Origin of the sequence: Capnocytophaga leadbetteri (genome assembly GCF_003054025.1) — a bacterium.
Lineage (GTDB): Bacteria > Bacteroidota > Bacteroidia > Flavobacteriales > Flavobacteriaceae > Capnocytophaga > Capnocytophaga leadbetteri.
Genome location: NZ_QBKG01000001.1, coordinates 103,210 through 120,089, shown reverse-complemented (window position 1 = coordinate 120,089; position 16,880 = coordinate 103,210). Strand labels below are relative to the sequence as shown.

Genomic DNA, 16,880 nt, shown 5'->3' with positions numbered 1-16,880 from the left:
AAAAGATTTTCCCTTTTCAAAAAAACGGAGGAATTTAATTATATACTTCCCGAACCTTTCCCTCCCCTTGGGGGAGGGCTAGGGAGGGGATTATTTAATTTCTTTAATGCTGATAGCGTAGCCACCACCTTTAGCTGCTGTAAGTTTCAGCTTGGTTTTAGCATTTACTTTTTGTTTGGTAATAGTGTAAGCTTTAGGGTTGGTTTGCCAATCTGCATTCTTAGCATCGGCATAGATGGTCGCTTCATACTTCTTGTTCTTGTCTAAGAAGTTAAGCAAGAGCTCTGAGGTATGTCCGTTTTCGTTAGAAGTATTACCTACGTACCAATTGTCGCTGTGTTTGTCTTTGCGCGCTACGGTGATATAACGTCCTGGTTCTGCCTCAAGATATACGCTCTCTTGCCAATCTACGGGTACATCTTTGATGAATTGGAAAGCATCAGCAAATCTTTCATAGTTCTCTGGTAGGTCAGCTGCCATTTGTAGCGGACTGTACATAGTAACATACAACGCTAATTGTTTAGCCAACGTACTGCGCACCTGACTGGTGTTATTAGGATTTACGTTCTTCACCTCGGTTTCGAAGATACCAGGGGTATAGTCCATAGGCCCTCCTTGTAGGCGGGTGAAAGGCAAAATAGTAGTGTGGAAAGGTTTGTTGCCACCAAAAGCCTCGTACTCAGTACCGCGCGCTGACTCATTGCCTATTAGGTTAGGATAAGTACGGCACAGACCGGTAGGGCGTACTGCTTCGTGCGCATTAACCATTATTTTGTGCTTAGCAGCTTCTTTTATAGCATATAGGTAGTGGTTGATAGTAGCTTGGCTGTAGTGGTGCTCGCCTATAGGAAGTATGTCGCCCACATAACCACTCTTCACAGAGTTATAGCCGTATTTGTTCATCAACTCGTAAGCGGCTTTCATATGGCGCTCATAGTTGCGTGTAGAACCTGAAGTTTCGTGGTGCATCATCAGTTTTACACCTTTAGCGTGAGCGTAATCATTAAGCGCTTTAATATCGAAGTCAGGATAAGGGGTTACGAAGTCGAACACATAATCCTTGCGATGACCGAACCAGTCTTCCCAACCTACGTTCCAGCCTTCTACAAGCACTTGGTCGAAGCCGTGTTTCGCTGCAAAGTCTATATAGTGGCGCACCTTATCGTTATTAGCAGCGTGAGTGCCGTTAGGTTTCACCTTAGTATAATCTACCTCATCGAGTTTGATAGTGGGCAGGTCGTCAGTATATGCCCAAGAACTTTTGCCGGTAATCATCTCCCACCAAACGCCTATGTATTTTACAGGTTTAATCCACGAAGTATCAGCAAGAGCGCAAGGGTCATTGAGGTTGAGGATAAGGCGTGAAGCTAATATATTGCGCGCATCATCGCTCACCATTACGGTACGCCAAGGGGTTTTAGTAGGGGTATAGAGGTAACCCTTATCGCCTTTAGCATCGGGAGTTAGCCACGATTGGAAGATGAAGTTTTTGTCGTCTAAATTGAGGTTCATCAGCGCATAATCTACCAAAGCAGCTTCGTGAAGATTGATGTACAAGCCGTCTTTGGTTTTCATCATTAGGGCAGTCTGTACGCCAGTAGGCGAGAAAACGTATTGCGACACATTATCGGTCATCGACTGCTTCATAAGTCCGCGAATTTCAGAGAGTTTGCTCTCGTTATAGTCATACTCTTGGGTGTCGTAGTCGCCAGGTATCCACCAAGCGGTATGGTCGCCTGTCATTGCGAATTGGGTATTCTCTTCAGCTATCACAAAATAAGTGAGTTCTTTCTGAGTAGGGAACTCATAGCGGAAACCTACCCCCTCATTATACACGCGGAAGCGGATATTCATCAGGCGGTTAGTCTTATCTTGTTTTAGTTGTACGAGCAACTCATTGTAATGGTTGAGGATTTCTTTTTCTTCGCCCCATACAGGTTTCCAAGTTTCTTTAAAAGTAGATTTGCTATCGCTTACTACTTTGAAGTGGTTCGTTAGCGGTTCCTCTTTTTTAAGAGTAAACCCTAAGGTACTTTCATTAATCACTGGTTTGCCTTTGTACGTCATCTTATAGGTAGGCGTACCGTCAGCTTTCAATGAAAATGAGAGTACTACATTGCCATCGGGAGACGTTTGCTGTTGTGCCGCTGCCCAATGCATAGCCAAAATGCTCATTAACAAAATTATCTTTCTCATTTCTTTTAATTATTTATTCGTTTCAAAAAAGTCGCAAAATGATTGCAAAAGGGCTCAAAGTTACGAATATTCTCGTAACCTGCAAATTTTTCTTAAGTTTTTTTTTAAGACAAAGTTATTAACAATTCAGATTATCAAGGATTTAGACATTAGGCGCTAGTGGTTAGTAGGGGAGAAAACAGAAAAGCATTCTATTTTCAGACTTGCCATTAGACGTTTATACTTGGGTAATTCTTCGTCACATACTCGGCTGCGCCAGCTCGCCGACTTTCGTTCGCTCTTCCTATATTGTTTGTATATCGTTTGTATAGGGTAAGTATAGGCAGAAAAATTTTCTATAGAAAGATAGTATTATCTCTTGTCAATTGATATTTATTTACTACTTTTGCATAGAATTTCTTCAGAACTGAAGACAAACAAAATAAAAAATATGAGCAAAAATGTATCTGACCAATTGGTCGAAATGTTAGTACAAGCAGGCGTAAAACGCGTATACGCCATAACAGGCGACAGCCTAAACCCCGTAAATGACGCTATTCGCCGCGATGGGCGTTTAGAATGGATACACGTACGCCACGAAGAATCAGCAGCTTACGCGGCTTCTATGGACGCCGAACTCAACGGCATCGGTTGCTGTATGGGTAGTTCAGGTCCCGGACACGTACATCTTATCAACGGCCTCTACGACGCTAACCGCGCTGGCAACCCTGTGATTGCTATCGCCAGCACCTGCGCTACCCATAAATTCGGTACCCACTGGTTTCAAGAAACCAATCCTTTCTTGCTTTTTCAAGACTGTAGCAAATACGTATACGTAGCCAACACCCCTAAGCAGTTCACTACGATGATGCAACGCGCCATTCAAACCGCTATTAACGAGAAAGGCGTGGCGGTATTGGGGCTCCCTGGTGATGTAGCAGGGGCTGACCTTGAAGAGGTGCCTACGGCTACCCAAACGTTCTTGGCTAAACCGGTAGTTCGCCCCTCTGACGAAGAGCTCGACAAACTTGCGGCTGTGCTTAACGATAGCAAAAACAAGAAGATTGCCCTTTATTGCGGACACGGTTGTCAGCACGCGGTGAAAGAAGTAGAGCAGCTTGCCGAAACCCTTAAAGCTCCTATAGTAGCCTCTTTCCGCGGCAAAATATTCTTCGACCGCACCGACAGTCCTTATATTGCAGGTATGAACGGCCTACTTGGACACAGTTCAGGCTATGACGCTTGTGCTAAAGCCGATGTGCTAGTAATGTTGGGCACCGACTTCCCTTACGCTGAGTTCCTGCCTAAGAAAAGCACTATCATACAAATAGACGAACGCCCCGATATTATCGGTCGCCGTGCCAAAGTAGATTACGGCTTCGCAGGCGATATAAAAGACAGCATCACTGCCATTTTGCCTAAGCTAAGCACACGCACCGATGACGGATTCTTAAAAGATATTCACAAAGAATATTTAGATCTTGAAAAATCATTAGACGATTACACCCAAAAGAAAACCGAAGAGAAACAAATAGACCCTGAATACGCTGCTAAGCTTTTGGATAAATACGCTGCCAACGATGCTATTTTCACCGTTGATACGGGTATGAATGTGGTATGGGCGGCACGCTTTATCAAAGGGACAGGCAAGCGCTACCTAACCGGTTCGTTCAACCACGGTTCTATGGCAAACGCCTTACCGATGGCTATCGGGGCTGCTGCCTCGGCTAAAGGCAGACAAGTGGTAGCAATGTGTGGTGACGGTGGTCTTTCTATGCTCTTAGGCGACTTGGCTACCCTAATGCAGTATCAGTATCCGGTGAAAATATTCGTGTTTAACAACCGTTCGCTTGCAATGGTGAAGTTAGAGATGGAAGTATCGGGCTACCTCGATTGGCAAACCAATATGGTAAACCCTCCTTTCGATAAACTTGCCGAGCTGATGAACATCAAAGGCTATGAAGTGACCAAAACTGAAGACCTCGAGGCTACTGTAAAAGCGGCTTTTGAGCACGATGGTCCTACTTTGGTGAATATTTATACCAATCGCGATACCTTAGCGATGCCTCCGCACATCACTTTTGAACAGATGAAAGGCTTTGCCACCAACATCATCAAGAAAATAGGTCAAGGTGATTTTGCTGAAGCTAAAGACAGTATTGCTAATAGTATGAAGCACATCAAAGACATTTTTTAATCCCAGCTGATTAAAACATAAAAAAATCGAACAGTTTATAGCTGTTCGATTTTTTTATGAATAGCCCGCACCTTTGTACATTGAATTGAGATACAAATTTAACTTTTGTTTAACTTATTGAATAAGAAATAAGCTGTATTTTTGTCGCAAATATTAATTCAAAAAAATAAATCAATATGAAAAAAAGCATTTTTTTAGCAGCTTCTTTAGCTGTTTTGGCTTTTGCAAGTTGTAGTAAAAGCGATGACAATGACCATAAAAACGATGTGCCTGCCAGCGATTATCAGTTGAATAGTGATGGACTTACTTTAGTGAAATGGACAAACAGCAGCACTACTACTCTTGATATGCAAGCTGACAGCAAGCTGCAAAGAGTAAACACTATAGGAATTGAAGCCTTCAAAGGTTCGAATCTTACTTCTATCGTATTCCCCAATAGTTTGAAAGAAATAGGCTATGAGGCTTTTGCAGGTGCAAAACTTACAGGAGGTGTAAAGTTTAACACTGCCTCTAATGTAGTTTTTGGCAAAGGAGCTTTCTATTTCTCAGAGATAGAATCTGTACAATTGCCTTATACTACCGAAATTTCTAGCAGTATGTTTTCTCATTGCTACCATCTAAAAGAAGTAACTTTTGGAAAAGTAGGGATTATAAGTAATGGTGCTTTTCACTCTTGTCAGGCTCTTACACAGGTAGACTTAAGAGGCTCAGGAGTTAAGCAAATAGGCGAAGCAGCTTTTGCTAACTGTAAAGTTCTTACTAAAGTATTCTTACCTGCTTCTGTAGAAAAGATTGATGACCTTGTTTTCGGATACTGTAGCGCATTGCAAAGCATTACGATTGATGCGCTCAACCCTCCTACTTTAACTGGCGATATCTTCTTTGGCTTGAGTGCAGGCCAAATACCTAATATCTATGTACCTGCTATATCAGTAAGTGATTATAAAAGAGACGCTAAATGGAGTACTTACGCTGCTAAAATACACCCTAAACCATAAACGGGTAGTCCTCAAAAAGTTTAAAACATAAAAAAATCGAACAGTTTATAGCTGTTCGATTTTTTTATATACTGCCATTAGCTGCTGATATACGGCTTCGTCAGTGAAACGCTGCGCGTGGGCATAGCCTTTCTCAATCATCTCTTCACGCAAAAGGCGGTCGCTACTAATGCGTACTATCGCCTCGCGTATCTCGTCGGCAGCGTTATCTAAACGGATATAACACGAATGCGCGCCTCCGGCTTCAGCAAAACAACTGCCCTCAGAAGTAATAACCGGCACTCGTGAGAAAAGCGCCTCAATAATAGGGATACCAAAGCCCTCGAATACCGAAGGGTAACAAAAGACCTCAGCTTGCTGGTAAATCATCGCTAGCTCTTGCATCGATACCCCTTTGAGAGCTAACACGCGGTGGGATAAGTTATGCGCTTCGCAATAGGCTACTATCTGCTGATAATAAGCGGTTTGTGCTCCTACTAACACCAGCGACAAGTCCGGCAGCGGGGCTATAGCTTTTACTATTTCGAGGGCATTCTTGCGAGGCTCTATCGCTCCTACATTCAGCACAAAGCGCGCTGGCAGAGCATATTTGGCGCGTACGGCGGCTTTTTCAGCTTCGGTATACTCCTGTTTAAACGCCTGATGACAGCCCTGATACACTACTGTTATCTTGCTCTCAGGCACTTTCAGATAATCGATAATATCGCGCTTGGTCTGCTCGCTAATAGCAATAATATGCTGCGCGTGCTGGGCTGCGTAGAAGAATTTTCGGTAATGTATCTTCCTATCAAAATAGGAATACAACTGAGGATAACGCATAAAAATAAGGTCGTGAATAGTAACCACCGTAGGCACGTGCTTGTAGATATTGCGGGGTATCTCGCCTGAAAGTCCGTGATAAATATCAATAGGCAGCTGCCTAGCTATATCTGTTATTTTTACGCTACGCCACAGGCTTTTGAGCTTTTTCCAGAAGAAAGATTGTGGGGTAATCTCGGTAGTTTGGGCATCGAGGGTAAGGCGCTGCGTTTTGGCAGGTTTGGGGTTAAAAAGGAAGAGCTTCCCAACCTTATGTTCTTGTAGAATACGGATAAGGTCTCGGCTGTAATTGCCGAGACCACGCGTGTTATGAAAAGCGCGTTTGGCATCAAAAGCTATATTCATCGCTGTAATTTTATAATACTAAGGGCAAAAGTACGAATTAATTGTTAATAATTACTTCTTTGATGTCTTTTCTCTTAGAATAGGCTACAGGTTTAGCATAACCAATGCGCAAAAGGATTTGAGGATAAAGAGTGCTCATAGACAGTTTTTCGCGAAGAGAGGTGTTTACCTCAAGCACTTCGCACGGCTGATTGAGGTAAGCGTGGGCTATGCCTGCCTCGGTAAGCAAGAGCAAAAAGCGCTCGAGAGTACGACCGGTTTGTATCCACGTATGTACGTCGTTTTGCTCAGTAGTGATAAGCACCATATCAGATGATGACAATATCTTCTTAAGGTCAGTTTTGTTTTGCGTCTTGGCATTCAGACTGCCTTTTACGATAGGCTCGGTTACCCAGCGAGGCAAGTTAGGGGCGCCGAGTACAGCATAACTAAGTCCGTCATTAGTGCTTTCAGAATGTTTTTTGTTGAAGCGAATCCACGAGAGGAGTTCGTTTTTAAAAGCAGGGTCTGACATTTGAGCGGTATTGCCTTGCAAGACCGTTTGAGTGAGTTGCTCGAAGAGCGGAGAGCCATTAGCAAAGGTAAAAATGCCGGTTGCCTCTGTCTTATCGACAAGGCTTTGCAGTAGCGCAGGGTCTATGCGCTTATGGTCATATTCAGAGCGGTTAGTTTGACGTTTTGCGATAACCTCAGCTAAAGGGTTAGGCGTAACAGTAGCCGATTGCTGTAGCCCGACGGTAATAACACCTTCGTCGCTAATGCTTACCTCTGTTTGATAATGCAGCTGAGTGGCTTTGAGGCAAAGGTTTTCGAGAGCGCAACCCAAGCTGATAAAAAGTTCTCTGTGCTGACTATCAACAGCAGGGAGGGCTTTCTCGAAATTAGGTTTGATAACGATGCTATGCTCAGAGGTCTCAAACCACCAAGGCTGAGAGTTATGTCCTGAAGGCGCTTGAGTTGCAGCGGTAATAAGTGTTAAAAAATCGGCTGTTTGAGCATTAGCTTTAAAGGCAGTAAGTGCCATAATAAAAGTAATTGGTAACATTTTTAAGTTCATTTTTAGTTTGTATTTGTTTTACGATGCAAAGTAACGGCAGAAAAAGAACAAAAAAATGAACTTGGGTTAAGAAATGAAGTTAAAATATCCGTTTGCGTATTCTACTAAGCGCTTGAGGGGTAATACCTATGTAAGAAGCAATGTATTTGAGAGGTATATTCTGAATAATCTTAGGGTCTTTCTCTAAAAGAGTACGATAAATTTCTTCGGGAGATTGCAATAACAACTGGGCTTCACGTTGCATTTTTTCAATAAGAAGATGTTCTAATATCCCTACTTTTATTTCTAAGAAGTGTATATCGCTAATTAGGGTATTAAGGTGCTCTCGCCCTATCTTATAGGCTGTTACCTCTTTGAGGACCTCAATAGAGAGCAAAGAAGGCTCTTGTTTTACAAACGAAGTGTAAGAAAGACAAAACTGCTCGCTGAAGAGGATATCTACAGTTGTTTCTTTGTCAGTAACTGGATTATAATAGAAAAAGCGCACTATGCCATCGCTAAGGTAATACAAGTAGTTTTCTACTTCCCCAGCGCGGGTGATGAGCTCACCCTTAGCAAAGTGCACTTCCGTAAAATATTGATTGAGAAAATCGAGATGCATTAGTATGCTCGTTCTTTATTTCCTTCGTAGAAATTGATAAAGGCTCTGTTTACCACTCTATTGCCTCCATCGGTAGGATAGTCGCCAGTGAAATACCAGTCGCCGAGGTTTTCAGGGCAGGCTTTGTGAAGATTCTCAACGGTTTGGAAAATCACTACTACTTCTGAAGCGAAGTCTTTAGGCAATAGCAAGTCGCGTATCTTATCTGAAATCTCCTCGTCAGTGAAAGGGGCGTACACCTCTTTCACATAATTGACTACCTTATCATCGGTCAAATCTACCTGAGTGAGGCTCTTCTTATAAACGTCCTCAATAATATGATAGGTATTACGCTCTTTATGAAGTGCTAACGCTGCCTGAAAAGCGACCAAGTCTTCCAAACGCGCCATATCAATACCATAGCAGTCAGGGTAACGTATTTGTGGTGCTGAAGATACTATCACTATCTTTTTAGGCTCTAACCTACCCAAAATACTAAGGATACTCTTCTTTAGGGTTGTACCTCGCACAATACTATCGTCTATAATCACTAAAGTATCGCCCTTTTGCAGCGCCCCGTAAGTAATATCATACACGTGGGCTACCAAATCATCACGACTGCTGTCTTCGGTAATAAAAGTACGCAGTTTCACATCTTTGATAGCTACTTTCTCTGTACGGACTTTCTGCGAGAGTATAGCAGCATAGTCAGAGGCATTAGCTTGTGCTAACTGTTGTAATTTCTGTAAGTTGAGTTGATTTTCAGCTTCTTCTATAAGTCCGAGATAAGCCGTTTCAGCCGTATTGGGTATGTATGCAAAAACAGTATCTTTCAGATTATTATCAATAGCTTGGGCTATACGCGGATAGAGCAGTTTGCCCAATGTCTTGCGTTCGCGGTAAATATCTTGGTCGCTGCCACGCGAGAAGTAAATGCGTTCAAAAGAACAAGCTTTGCGCACGGTAGGAGTAAGAATTTCTTTGAGGGTTACTTCGCCATTCTTCTTGATAATAATAGCGTTACCAGGAGGTAATTCTTGTACCGCTTCGTATTTTACATTGAAAACCGTTTGTATAGCGGGGCGTTCAGAGGCTACCACTACTATTTCGTCATCTTGATAATAAAATGCAGGGCGTATACCAGCAGGGTCGCGCAGTACAAAAGCATCACCGTGACCAAACATACCTTCCATAGCATATCCCCCGTCCCAATACTTAGCTGCACGCTTCAGTATACGCTCTATATCGAGGCGTTCAGCTATAAAAGGTGAGGCTTGCTGCTTGCTGAAGCCTTCTTCTTTCAGACTTCGGTAGAGTTCTTCCACCTCATCATCTAAGAAGTGCCCCACACCTTCCATTACTATTACGGTATCTGTTTTGTCTTTAGGATGTTGCCCCAAGCGCACGAGGTTCTGAAAGAGTTCGTGAGCATTGGTCATATTGAAGTTGCCCGCCATTATCAGGTTGCGGTATATCCAGTTATTCTCTCTGAGGAAAGGGTGCACGCTCTCAATACTATTCTTACCAAAAGTACCGTAGCGCACGTGCCCCATAATGACTTCGCCTATATAGGGGAGTTCTCTTTTCTGTTGGGCTACATCATCTTTGAGAGTAGCGTTGGCTTTAAAACCTTTGTTGATTCGCTCATTTATTTGCGAGAAAATATCTTGTACAGGCTGTTGTGCATTCGAGCGTATTCGGCTGATGTAGCGTTCACCTGGCGCCATATCGAGCTTGATACTCGCCAAACCAGCACCGTCTTGTCCGCGGTTGTGCTGTTTCTCTAACATTAGGTACATCTTGTTGATTCCGTAGAAAGCAGAACCATATTTTTCCTTGTAAAACTCAAGGGGTTTAAGTAGGCGGATTAGCGCAATACCGCACTCGTGTTTTATTGTATCGCTCATTATTAAAATTGATATACTACTTCTAATTTATGTCCCGCAAGGGTGCGTTTGGCTTTTTCTAAATCTTCAGTAAAACCTAAAATATAGCCTCCTCCTCCTGAACCACAGAGTTTTAAGAAATAATCACCTGTGTCGATACCTTGCTTCCAAAGGGTATGAAACTCCTTGGGTATCATAGGTTTGAAATGATTTAGCACAATACTTGATAGGCTTTTAATATTACCAAACAACGATTTGAAGCGTCCTTTCAGAAAGTCATCTATACAAGCATCAGTATATTTGATAAACTCTTCTTTGAGCATCTTTTGAAAGGCTTCATTCTTCATATTTTCCATAAAAATATGCACCATTGGCGCGGTTTCGCCTATGATGCCACTATCTAAGAGGAATACAGCTCCTTTGCCGTCAGGAGTTTGGGTAGGAATACCCGTAGGCTCAATGTTATCGTAAGAGTTGATGAGAATAGGTAGACTCAAATAACTATTCAGTGGGTCTAAGCCTGAAGAAGTGCCGTGAAAAAAAGACTCCATACGCCCAAAGATAGCTTTTAGTTGGAGGAGCTTTTCGCGAGTAAGGTCATCAATGGCACTAATAGGGTCGATAGCGTATTCGCTGTAGATAGCAGCCACCAAAGCACCGCTACTACCAACCCCATACCCCTGTGGAATACTACTATCAAAGTACATTCCGTCTGCAATATCAGCATTAAGTTTCTCAATATTGAAGCGCACTATAGGGTTTGCCTCATTAGTTAGAGTTTCGAGGTGAGAGGCAAAGGCTTTGAGTGCTTCATTAGACTTGCGGGCATCTTCTCTCTTCTGCCCGTTTGGCTCGCACTCCGCTTCTACCTCAGCAAGGGTCTTCAGCGTACCCTTATAAAAGTTATAGGGGATAGCTAACCCTTTAGAGTTCTTGATAATACCGTATTCTCCAAAAAGAAGAATTTTAGAATAGAAAAGTTTCATTTTTTAAAAATCACTTTGCAAAAGTACATATTTTTTGTCAATCACAAATATTTTTCTTCTGAAAAATTAAAAATACTCTATTTTTCGTTCTACGTAAAGGATAGGAACGCCCTGTTCATATGTAATCATTTTCACCCAATTACCCTGCTTATCATCCGTATATTTGTATTCGCAGAGATAATTGGTTGAAAACGTTAAATGATAGGTCAAACGCCTATCTGAACCAAACTTATTTAAAAACCCATTTTTTTCACTCTCATTTATCAAAAGATATTCCTCTTTCAGCTGGTTGTTCTGGTCATAAGTATATTTAGAGTGCCATATAAAGTCGTCTATTTTCTGCGAAATTGCTTTAATGAGTTCTCCTTCTGCTCCATATTCGTAAAGCCCTCGCCATATAAGTTGGTCGAATTGGTAAAGTTCTTTATTTACAAGTCTTTTATTGTTATAAATGTATATTTCTTCAAACAAAGGCAAGTCTTCTACTTTCTTAAAATTTCTTTGGATAAGCTCACCATCAACATTATAAGTATAAGTGTAGATTGTTTCATCTTTTGTTTTTAGGTCAAGTACTTCCTTCTCTAATTGCCCTTTGGTATTATAGATAAGCGTATCCTTTGTCTCTAAAAAGTCGTGTACAAACGTCGATTTATCAATAAGGCGATTCTTTTTGTCGTAAGTATACACTATTTTCTTAGGTGATACAGTGTTATAAAGCCATTTTTCAGTTATAAAGCCATTTTTATCAAAAGCAATAGCCGAAGGGATAATATTTACTAAAAAATGTATGAAGAAAGCTTTTACCCCCATTCGTTCCATTTCGCTGTACTGTTTAATTTTTTCAGGAGGATAAATTCCTTGAGAGAAAGGGGTGCCTTTGATAAAATCGTTATCTTTTGCCTCAGCAAAATAAATAGAAGTTTTCACCGATTTTACCTTGCCTTTTAAGCCTATTTTAGCCCAGTCATTGCTAGCTGTTTCGCCTTGTGCATAAGCATACTCAGCAGCAATTAATAATAAAACACACGAGAAATGTTTCATTTTCATTACATTAAGTTTTAAAAATTATGTTTTATAGTATTAAAATTCTAAGACAAAGCATTAATCATATATATAAGCCAATAACCAATGATTCCAATAATATCTGTTACATAGTTTAAGATATATTTTTTATCTTTAAAAACCACATTTTCAAACCTTGTAGAATGTTTTGTTCTTTGTCTTTGTGTAGGTTCTTTATAGCACTCTGCCATAAGTTCTTCAAAAATATATTCTAACATAAATATTAACTCTTCTCTCTTATCTTCTGGTATATACACTACATTTTTTGCTTTCCAGATAGTCCAGTCAATATTGTGTTTTATCGAAAATCTTAAAAGATAGGGATATAGATATTCCCACACAGTAGGATGTAATTCAATTTTTTTATCATTGCATTTTAAAAACATAAGTACTATCTTATATCATTTCCTTTCTCTCTACTAAAAAACACTTTACCAAAGGTGCGAGTCCGTGTGGCTCGCACCTTTGGCTAGGCATTCTTCCTGAATGTACTAATCTTCAAGCCATTCATTTTTACCTTCTTTTTTTAATTTGATTTCTTTGAGATAACCATCTTTTTGTAGCTGCCATTCTGTTTTGATAGTCATACCAAATCTTTTTTCAGTTCTCTTAATAATCCTATTTTTTTGTATTCGCGATTGAAAGAAAAAGGTATCTACCTTATAATTGTAAACAAAATCTTCCCAAGTTTTTTCACAATCTCTAGAAGGTTCCATCTCAAATACACTTACAAATGATTTGATATTTCCTTCTTTATTAAAAACAAAAATATCAATGAATATCAAATCTATATGACTTGTTTTTAGTACAAAAGCATCATATTCTTCAGATAAATTTATATACCCAAGAGGATATAGTTTTGGTTGAAAATTTTCTTTATGCCTATAGCTTCCTGCATTAGAAGGTGTTGTATCCAAAACACCATAGGTATCAGACCAATCTATAAGCTCACCATCAGGAGTGTAAAACTTTGCGTACTCTTGAATATTATTTTTTTCTTGGTCAGAGAAAATAATTTGATTGTACAGCGTTTTAGGCAAAGTATCCTCTCTACTTCCATAAATTTCTTTAGTGAAATCTGCAGGAAGTTTTAGCTCTTTTTTAAAATACGATTTAAAATTCAGATACCTTTTAAGTCTTGCTTCCTCAGGGTTCTCTACCTCAGTAACTTTAGTTTGTTCTTCAACGCTCTTTTGAGAGGGTCTCTGTTCTTGACAGCTTAATAAGCCTATAAAAGCAAGTATTACTAATATCTTTTTCATTGTTAATAAATAAGATGTTAAAAAAACTTTGCCAAAGGTTTTTGCCTGTACGGCTCGCACCTTTGGCAAAGTGTATCTTTAGCTTATGATTTTGCAACTACTATTCTTGTTGTTACTTCGTCGAAGGCTATTTCTTCACCCTCAGGCAGGCTATCTACAAAAGTGATGCTATCAGTAAGGGTTTCGTTCTTGATATAGGCTTCGTTGGCTGTAACGGCTGCTTGTAGGGCAGGATGCGCTTGGAGGCGTATTTGTATACGGTCGGTGATGTCGTAATCGTTGTCCTTACGGATATTCTGAATGCGGTTCACCAACTCACGAGCGATACCTTCTTGACGCAGTTCGGGGGTGATGTGAATATCTAAGGCTACCAACAGACTGCCAGCGGTGGCTACCAACCAGCCTTCTATATCTTGGGTACTGATTTCTACATCGTCCAAACTCAAAGTAACTGTTTTGTCGGGCAGTTGCAAGCTGTACGTTTGTGCTTTTTCAAACTGTGCTATTTCTGCTTGTCCAAATTCTTGCACGGCTGTGGCAATAGCTTTCATATCCTTACCGAATTTAGGTCCTAAGGTCTTGAAGTTAGGTTTGATTTGTTTTACCAATATACCTGAGGCATCTTCCAAGAGTTCTATTTCCTTCACATTCACCTCGTGCTTAATGAGGTTTGCTACGGCTTCTATTTCGGCACGCTCGGTAGCGTTGGCTATCGGTATCATTATCTTTTGCAATGGCTGACGCACCTTGATGTTTTCTTTCTTGCGCAACGATAGTACTAAGGACGAGATAGTCTGCGCTTTCTGCATCTTGCTTTCCAACGATTTATCGATGTAGCTTTCATTAGCTACAGGGAAATCGGTGAGGTGTACACTCTCTTTGTTTTCTTTACCGGTAACGCTCACCAAATCTTTGTACAATCTATCGGCATAGAAAGGTGCTACAGGCGCCATCAGTTTGGCAATGGCTATGAGGCAGGTGTAAAGCGTTTGGTAAGCGGCTATCTTGTCGGCTTCATACTCTCCTTTCCAGAAACGGCGACGTGACAAGCGCACGTACCAGTTACTGAGGTTTTCTTGTACAAAATCGGAGATAGCACGAGTAGCACGAGTAGGCTCATAATCAGCGTATAGCGCATCTACTTCTTTGATAAGGGTATTGAGTTCCGAAAGTATCCAGCGGTCTATTTCAGGGCGTTCAGCCAGTGGTATATCGGCTTCTGCATAAGTGAAGCTGTCGGTATTGGCATAGAGCGCAAAAAATGAATAGGTGTTATAGAGCGTGCCAAAGAATTTACGGCGCACTTCGGCTACTCCTTCCAAGTCGAATTTGAGGTTGTCCCAAGGGTTTGCGTTGGAAATCATATACCAGCGAGTGGCATCGGCGCCATACTCGGCTATGGTAGTGAATGGGTCTACTGCATTGCCCAAGCGTTTGGACATCTTTTGTCCGTTCTTGTCGAGTACCAAACCGTTAGACACTACATTTTTGTATGCCACACTGTTGAATACCGAAGTAGCAATCGCGTGAAGTGTATAGAACCAACCGCGTGTTTGGTCTACCCCCTCCGCTATAAAGTCGGCTGGGTAGGCGGTATGGTTTTCTATATAGTCCTTATTTTCAAAAGGATAGTGCCATTGTGCATACGGCATAGAGCCCGAGTCAAACCACACGTCTATAAGGTCACTTTCGCGGTGCATTGGCTTGCCTGAAGGCGATACAAGCACTATGTTATCTACTATATTTTTGTGTAAATCAACCTTGTTGTAGTTGCTTTCGGAGTTGTTGCCTACCACAAAATCTTTATATGGGTCGGCAGTCATTACGCCCGCTGCAATAGCTTTTTGTATTTCGGCTTTTAGTTCTTCTACCGAACCAATGCAGATTTCCTCTTGTTTATCGGCAGTACGCCAAATAGGTAACGGGATACCCCAATAGCGCGAACGCGAAAGGTTCCAATCATTGGCATTTTTCAGCCAGTTGCCAAAACGCCCTTCACCGGTAGCCTTAGGTTTCCAGTTGATGGTTTCATTGAGGTCAAACATACGCTCTTTGAAATCGGTTACACGCACGAACCACGAGTCGAGCGGGTAGTACAACACCGGTTTATCGGTACGCCAGCAGTGCGGATAGCTGTGTACATATTTTTCTACTTTGAAAGCCTTGTTTTCTTCTTTAAGCAGAATAGCCAAGCTTACATCCCACGATTTTTCAGGCGCTTCTCCTGCATCATAATACTCATTTTTGATGTATTTACCGGCAAAAGCCTCAGGAATATTGTGTCCTTCAATGAATTTTCCTTGCAAATCTACGAGCGGAATCAAATTGCCGTGCGTATCTTTCACGAGCATTGGGGGCACACCGTATTCTTTAGCTACACGGGCGTCATCAGCACCAAAAGTAGGAGCTATATGCACGATACCTGTACCGTCATCGGTCGTAACAAAGTCGCCTGCAATCACGCGGAAAGCTTGGTCAGCATTCTCGGCAGGAGCGCACCAAGGAATGAGTTGCTCGTAAGTAGTGCCTACGAGGTCTGCGCCTTTGTATTCCCCTATAATTTGGTAAGGGATAGTTTTGCTTTCAGGCGTGTAAGCAGCTAAGGCTTCTGCATCGCCCTCTACGAACTTTTTGCCGAATTGTTTTGCCAAAAGCGGTTTACCGATGATGATTGTTATCGGCTCAAAAGTATATTGATTGTAGGTTTTTACGAGTACATAGTCAATCTCTTTGCCCACGGCAAGAGCGGTGTTAGAAGGCAATGTCCAAGGGGTAGTTGTCCAAGCGAGGATATGGATAGGCTCTGTAGCGTTACCCAATGCTTTGGCTGCCGCTGCTGCTAGTGTTTTTACTTTAAACTGCGCCACAACCGTAGTATCGCTCACATCGCGATAGCAACCAGGTTGGTTGAGCTCGTGTGATGACAAGCCTGTACCTGCCTTAGGCGAGTATGGCTGGATGGTATAGCCTTTGTATAGCAATCCTTTATTGTAGAGTTGTTTCAAAAGCCACCAAACGCTTTCCATATACTTAGGCTTGTAGGTGATGTAAGGGTCTTGCATATCCACCCAGTAGCCTATTTTCTCGGTAAGGTCATTCCAGATGTCGGTATAGCGCATCACGGCTTCCTTACAAGCCTTGTTATACTCTTCTATACTTATTTTTTTGCCTATATCTTCTTTAGTAATGCCGAGTTCTTTCTCTACCCCGAGTTCTACAGGCAAGCCATGGGTATCCCAACCTGCTTTGCGTTTTACTTGAAATCCTTTTTGAGTTTTATAACGGCAGAAAATATCCTTAATAGAACGCGCCATCACGTGGTGAATGCCAGGTACGCCATTAGCGGATGGTGGTCCTTCAAAAAACACGAACGGAATAGCGCCCTCACGTGAGGTGATACTCTGCTCAAAGATGTTGGCGGCTTTCCAGAAAGCCAATATTTCTTCTGCTATCTTAGTAAGGTCTAAGTGTTTGTACTCGTTGAATTTCATATACTTAGTTTTTAGTCGTTAG

The 16,880-nt window shown here is 41.6% G+C and carries 12 protein-coding genes; 2 read left to right on the top strand and 10 right to left on the bottom strand.

What is annotated here, in order from left to right; genetic code table 11:
- Window positions 1–90 precede the first annotated feature (90 nt).
- Entirely contained in the window at window positions 91–2,196 is a 2,106-nt protein-coding gene (locus C8P65_RS00635; RefSeq protein ID WP_107780465.1) for a glycoside hydrolase family 97 protein, read from the bottom strand.
- Between the two features lie 430 nt (window positions 2,197–2,626).
- Between C8P65_RS00635 and C8P65_RS00625 the strand changes: the two genes are divergently transcribed.
- Together C8P65_RS00625 and C8P65_RS00620 are read left to right on the top strand one after the other, a co-directional pair.
- Entirely contained in the window at window positions 2,627–4,372 is a 1,746-nt protein-coding gene (locus C8P65_RS00625; RefSeq protein WP_107780462.1) for a thiamine pyrophosphate-dependent enzyme, read from the top strand.
- Between the two features lie 176 nt (window positions 4,373–4,548).
- The gene (locus C8P65_RS00620) at window positions 4,549–5,370 is read left to right on the top strand and encodes a leucine-rich repeat domain-containing protein (protein ID WP_107780460.1); all 822 of its coding nucleotides are present in this window, start codon (window positions 4,549–4,551) and stop codon (window positions 5,368–5,370) included.
- A gap of 45 nt (window positions 5,371–5,415) precedes the next feature.
- On the opposite strand, the gene C8P65_RS00615 is transcribed toward C8P65_RS00620, so the two are convergent.
- From C8P65_RS00615 to ileS, 9 genes are all read right to left on the bottom strand, one after another.
- Complete coding sequence (locus C8P65_RS00615; RefSeq protein ID WP_107780458.1) at window positions 5,416–6,534, bottom strand: glycosyltransferase family 4 protein; 1,119 nt, start codon at window positions 6,532–6,534, stop codon at window positions 5,416–5,418.
- A gap of 37 nt (window positions 6,535–6,571) precedes the next feature.
- A complete protein-coding gene (locus C8P65_RS00610; RefSeq protein WP_107780456.1) occupies window positions 6,572–7,591 on the bottom strand; it encodes an Acg family FMN-binding oxidoreductase in 1,020 nt (339 codons plus the stop codon).
- A gap of 79 nt (window positions 7,592–7,670) precedes the next feature.
- The gene (locus C8P65_RS00605) at window positions 7,671–8,198 is read right to left on the bottom strand and encodes a Crp/Fnr family transcriptional regulator (RefSeq protein ID WP_211305872.1); all 528 of its coding nucleotides are present in this window, start codon (window positions 8,196–8,198) and stop codon (window positions 7,671–7,673) included.
- Window positions 8,192–10,078 carry an amidophosphoribosyltransferase gene (locus C8P65_RS00600; protein ID WP_107780453.1) on the bottom strand — a complete coding sequence of 629 codons (1,887 nt, stop codon included), beginning with the start codon at window positions 10,076–10,078 and terminating at the stop codon, window positions 8,192–8,194. The genes C8P65_RS00605 and C8P65_RS00600 overlap by 7 nt, the downstream gene beginning before the upstream one ends.
- 2 nt (window positions 10,079–10,080) lie before the next feature.
- Window positions 10,081–11,043: a mevalonate kinase family protein gene (locus tag C8P65_RS00595; RefSeq protein WP_095913702.1), complete on the bottom strand. Its 963-nt coding sequence runs from the start codon at window positions 11,041–11,043 to the stop codon at window positions 10,081–10,083.
- A 66-nt stretch (window positions 11,044–11,109) separates the two neighbouring features.
- Entirely contained in the window at window positions 11,110–12,090 is a 981-nt protein-coding gene (locus tag C8P65_RS00590; protein WP_107780451.1) for a hypothetical protein, read from the bottom strand.
- Window positions 12,091–12,131: 41 nt separating this feature from the next.
- On the bottom strand, window positions 12,132–12,491 hold the full coding sequence (locus C8P65_RS00585) for a transporter (RefSeq protein ID WP_107780449.1): 360 nt from the start codon (window positions 12,489–12,491) through the stop codon (window positions 12,132–12,134).
- A 105-nt stretch (window positions 12,492–12,596) separates the two neighbouring features.
- Window positions 12,597–13,367: a hypothetical protein gene (locus tag C8P65_RS00580; protein WP_107780447.1), complete on the bottom strand. Its 771-nt coding sequence runs from the start codon at window positions 13,365–13,367 to the stop codon at window positions 12,597–12,599.
- A gap of 83 nt (window positions 13,368–13,450) precedes the next feature.
- Window positions 13,451–16,858, bottom strand: coding sequence for an isoleucine--tRNA ligase (gene ileS, locus C8P65_RS00575; protein WP_107780445.1), 3,408 nt, complete (start codon window positions 16,856–16,858; stop codon window positions 13,451–13,453).
- Window positions 16,859–16,880: the final 22 nt, after the last annotated feature.

Coding starts and splice junctions, on each gene's coding strand:
- C8P65_RS00635 (WP_107780465.1), bottom strand. CDS start 2,196: ATGAGAAAGATAATTTTGTTAATGAGCATTTTGGCTATGCATTGGGCA.
- C8P65_RS00625 (WP_107780462.1), top strand. CDS start 2,627: ATGAGCAAAAATGTATCTGACCAATTGGTCGAAATGTTAGTACAAGCA.
- C8P65_RS00620 (WP_107780460.1), top strand. CDS start 4,549: ATGAAAAAAAGCATTTTTTTAGCAGCTTCTTTAGCTGTTTTGGCTTTT.
- C8P65_RS00615 (WP_107780458.1), bottom strand. CDS start 6,534: ATGAATATAGCTTTTGATGCCAAACGCGCTTTTCATAACACGCGTGGT.
- C8P65_RS00610 (WP_107780456.1), bottom strand. CDS start 7,591: ATGAACTTAAAAATGTTACCAATTACTTTTATTATGGCACTTACTGCC.
- C8P65_RS00600 (WP_107780453.1), bottom strand. CDS start 10,078: ATGAGCGATACAATAAAACACGAGTGCGGTATTGCGCTAATCCGCCTA.
- C8P65_RS00595 (WP_095913702.1), bottom strand. CDS start 11,043: ATGAAACTTTTCTATTCTAAAATTCTTCTTTTTGGAGAATACGGTATT.
- C8P65_RS00590 (WP_107780451.1), bottom strand. CDS start 12,090: ATGAAAATGAAACATTTCTCGTGTGTTTTATTATTAATTGCTGCTGAG.
- C8P65_RS00585 (WP_107780449.1), bottom strand. CDS start 12,491: ATGTTTTTAAAATGCAATGATAAAAAAATTGAATTACATCCTACTGTG.
- C8P65_RS00580 (WP_107780447.1), bottom strand. CDS start 13,367: ATGAAAAAGATATTAGTAATACTTGCTTTTATAGGCTTATTAAGCTGT.
- ileS (WP_107780445.1), bottom strand. CDS start 16,858: ATGAAATTCAACGAGTACAAACACTTAGACCTTACTAAGATAGCAGAA.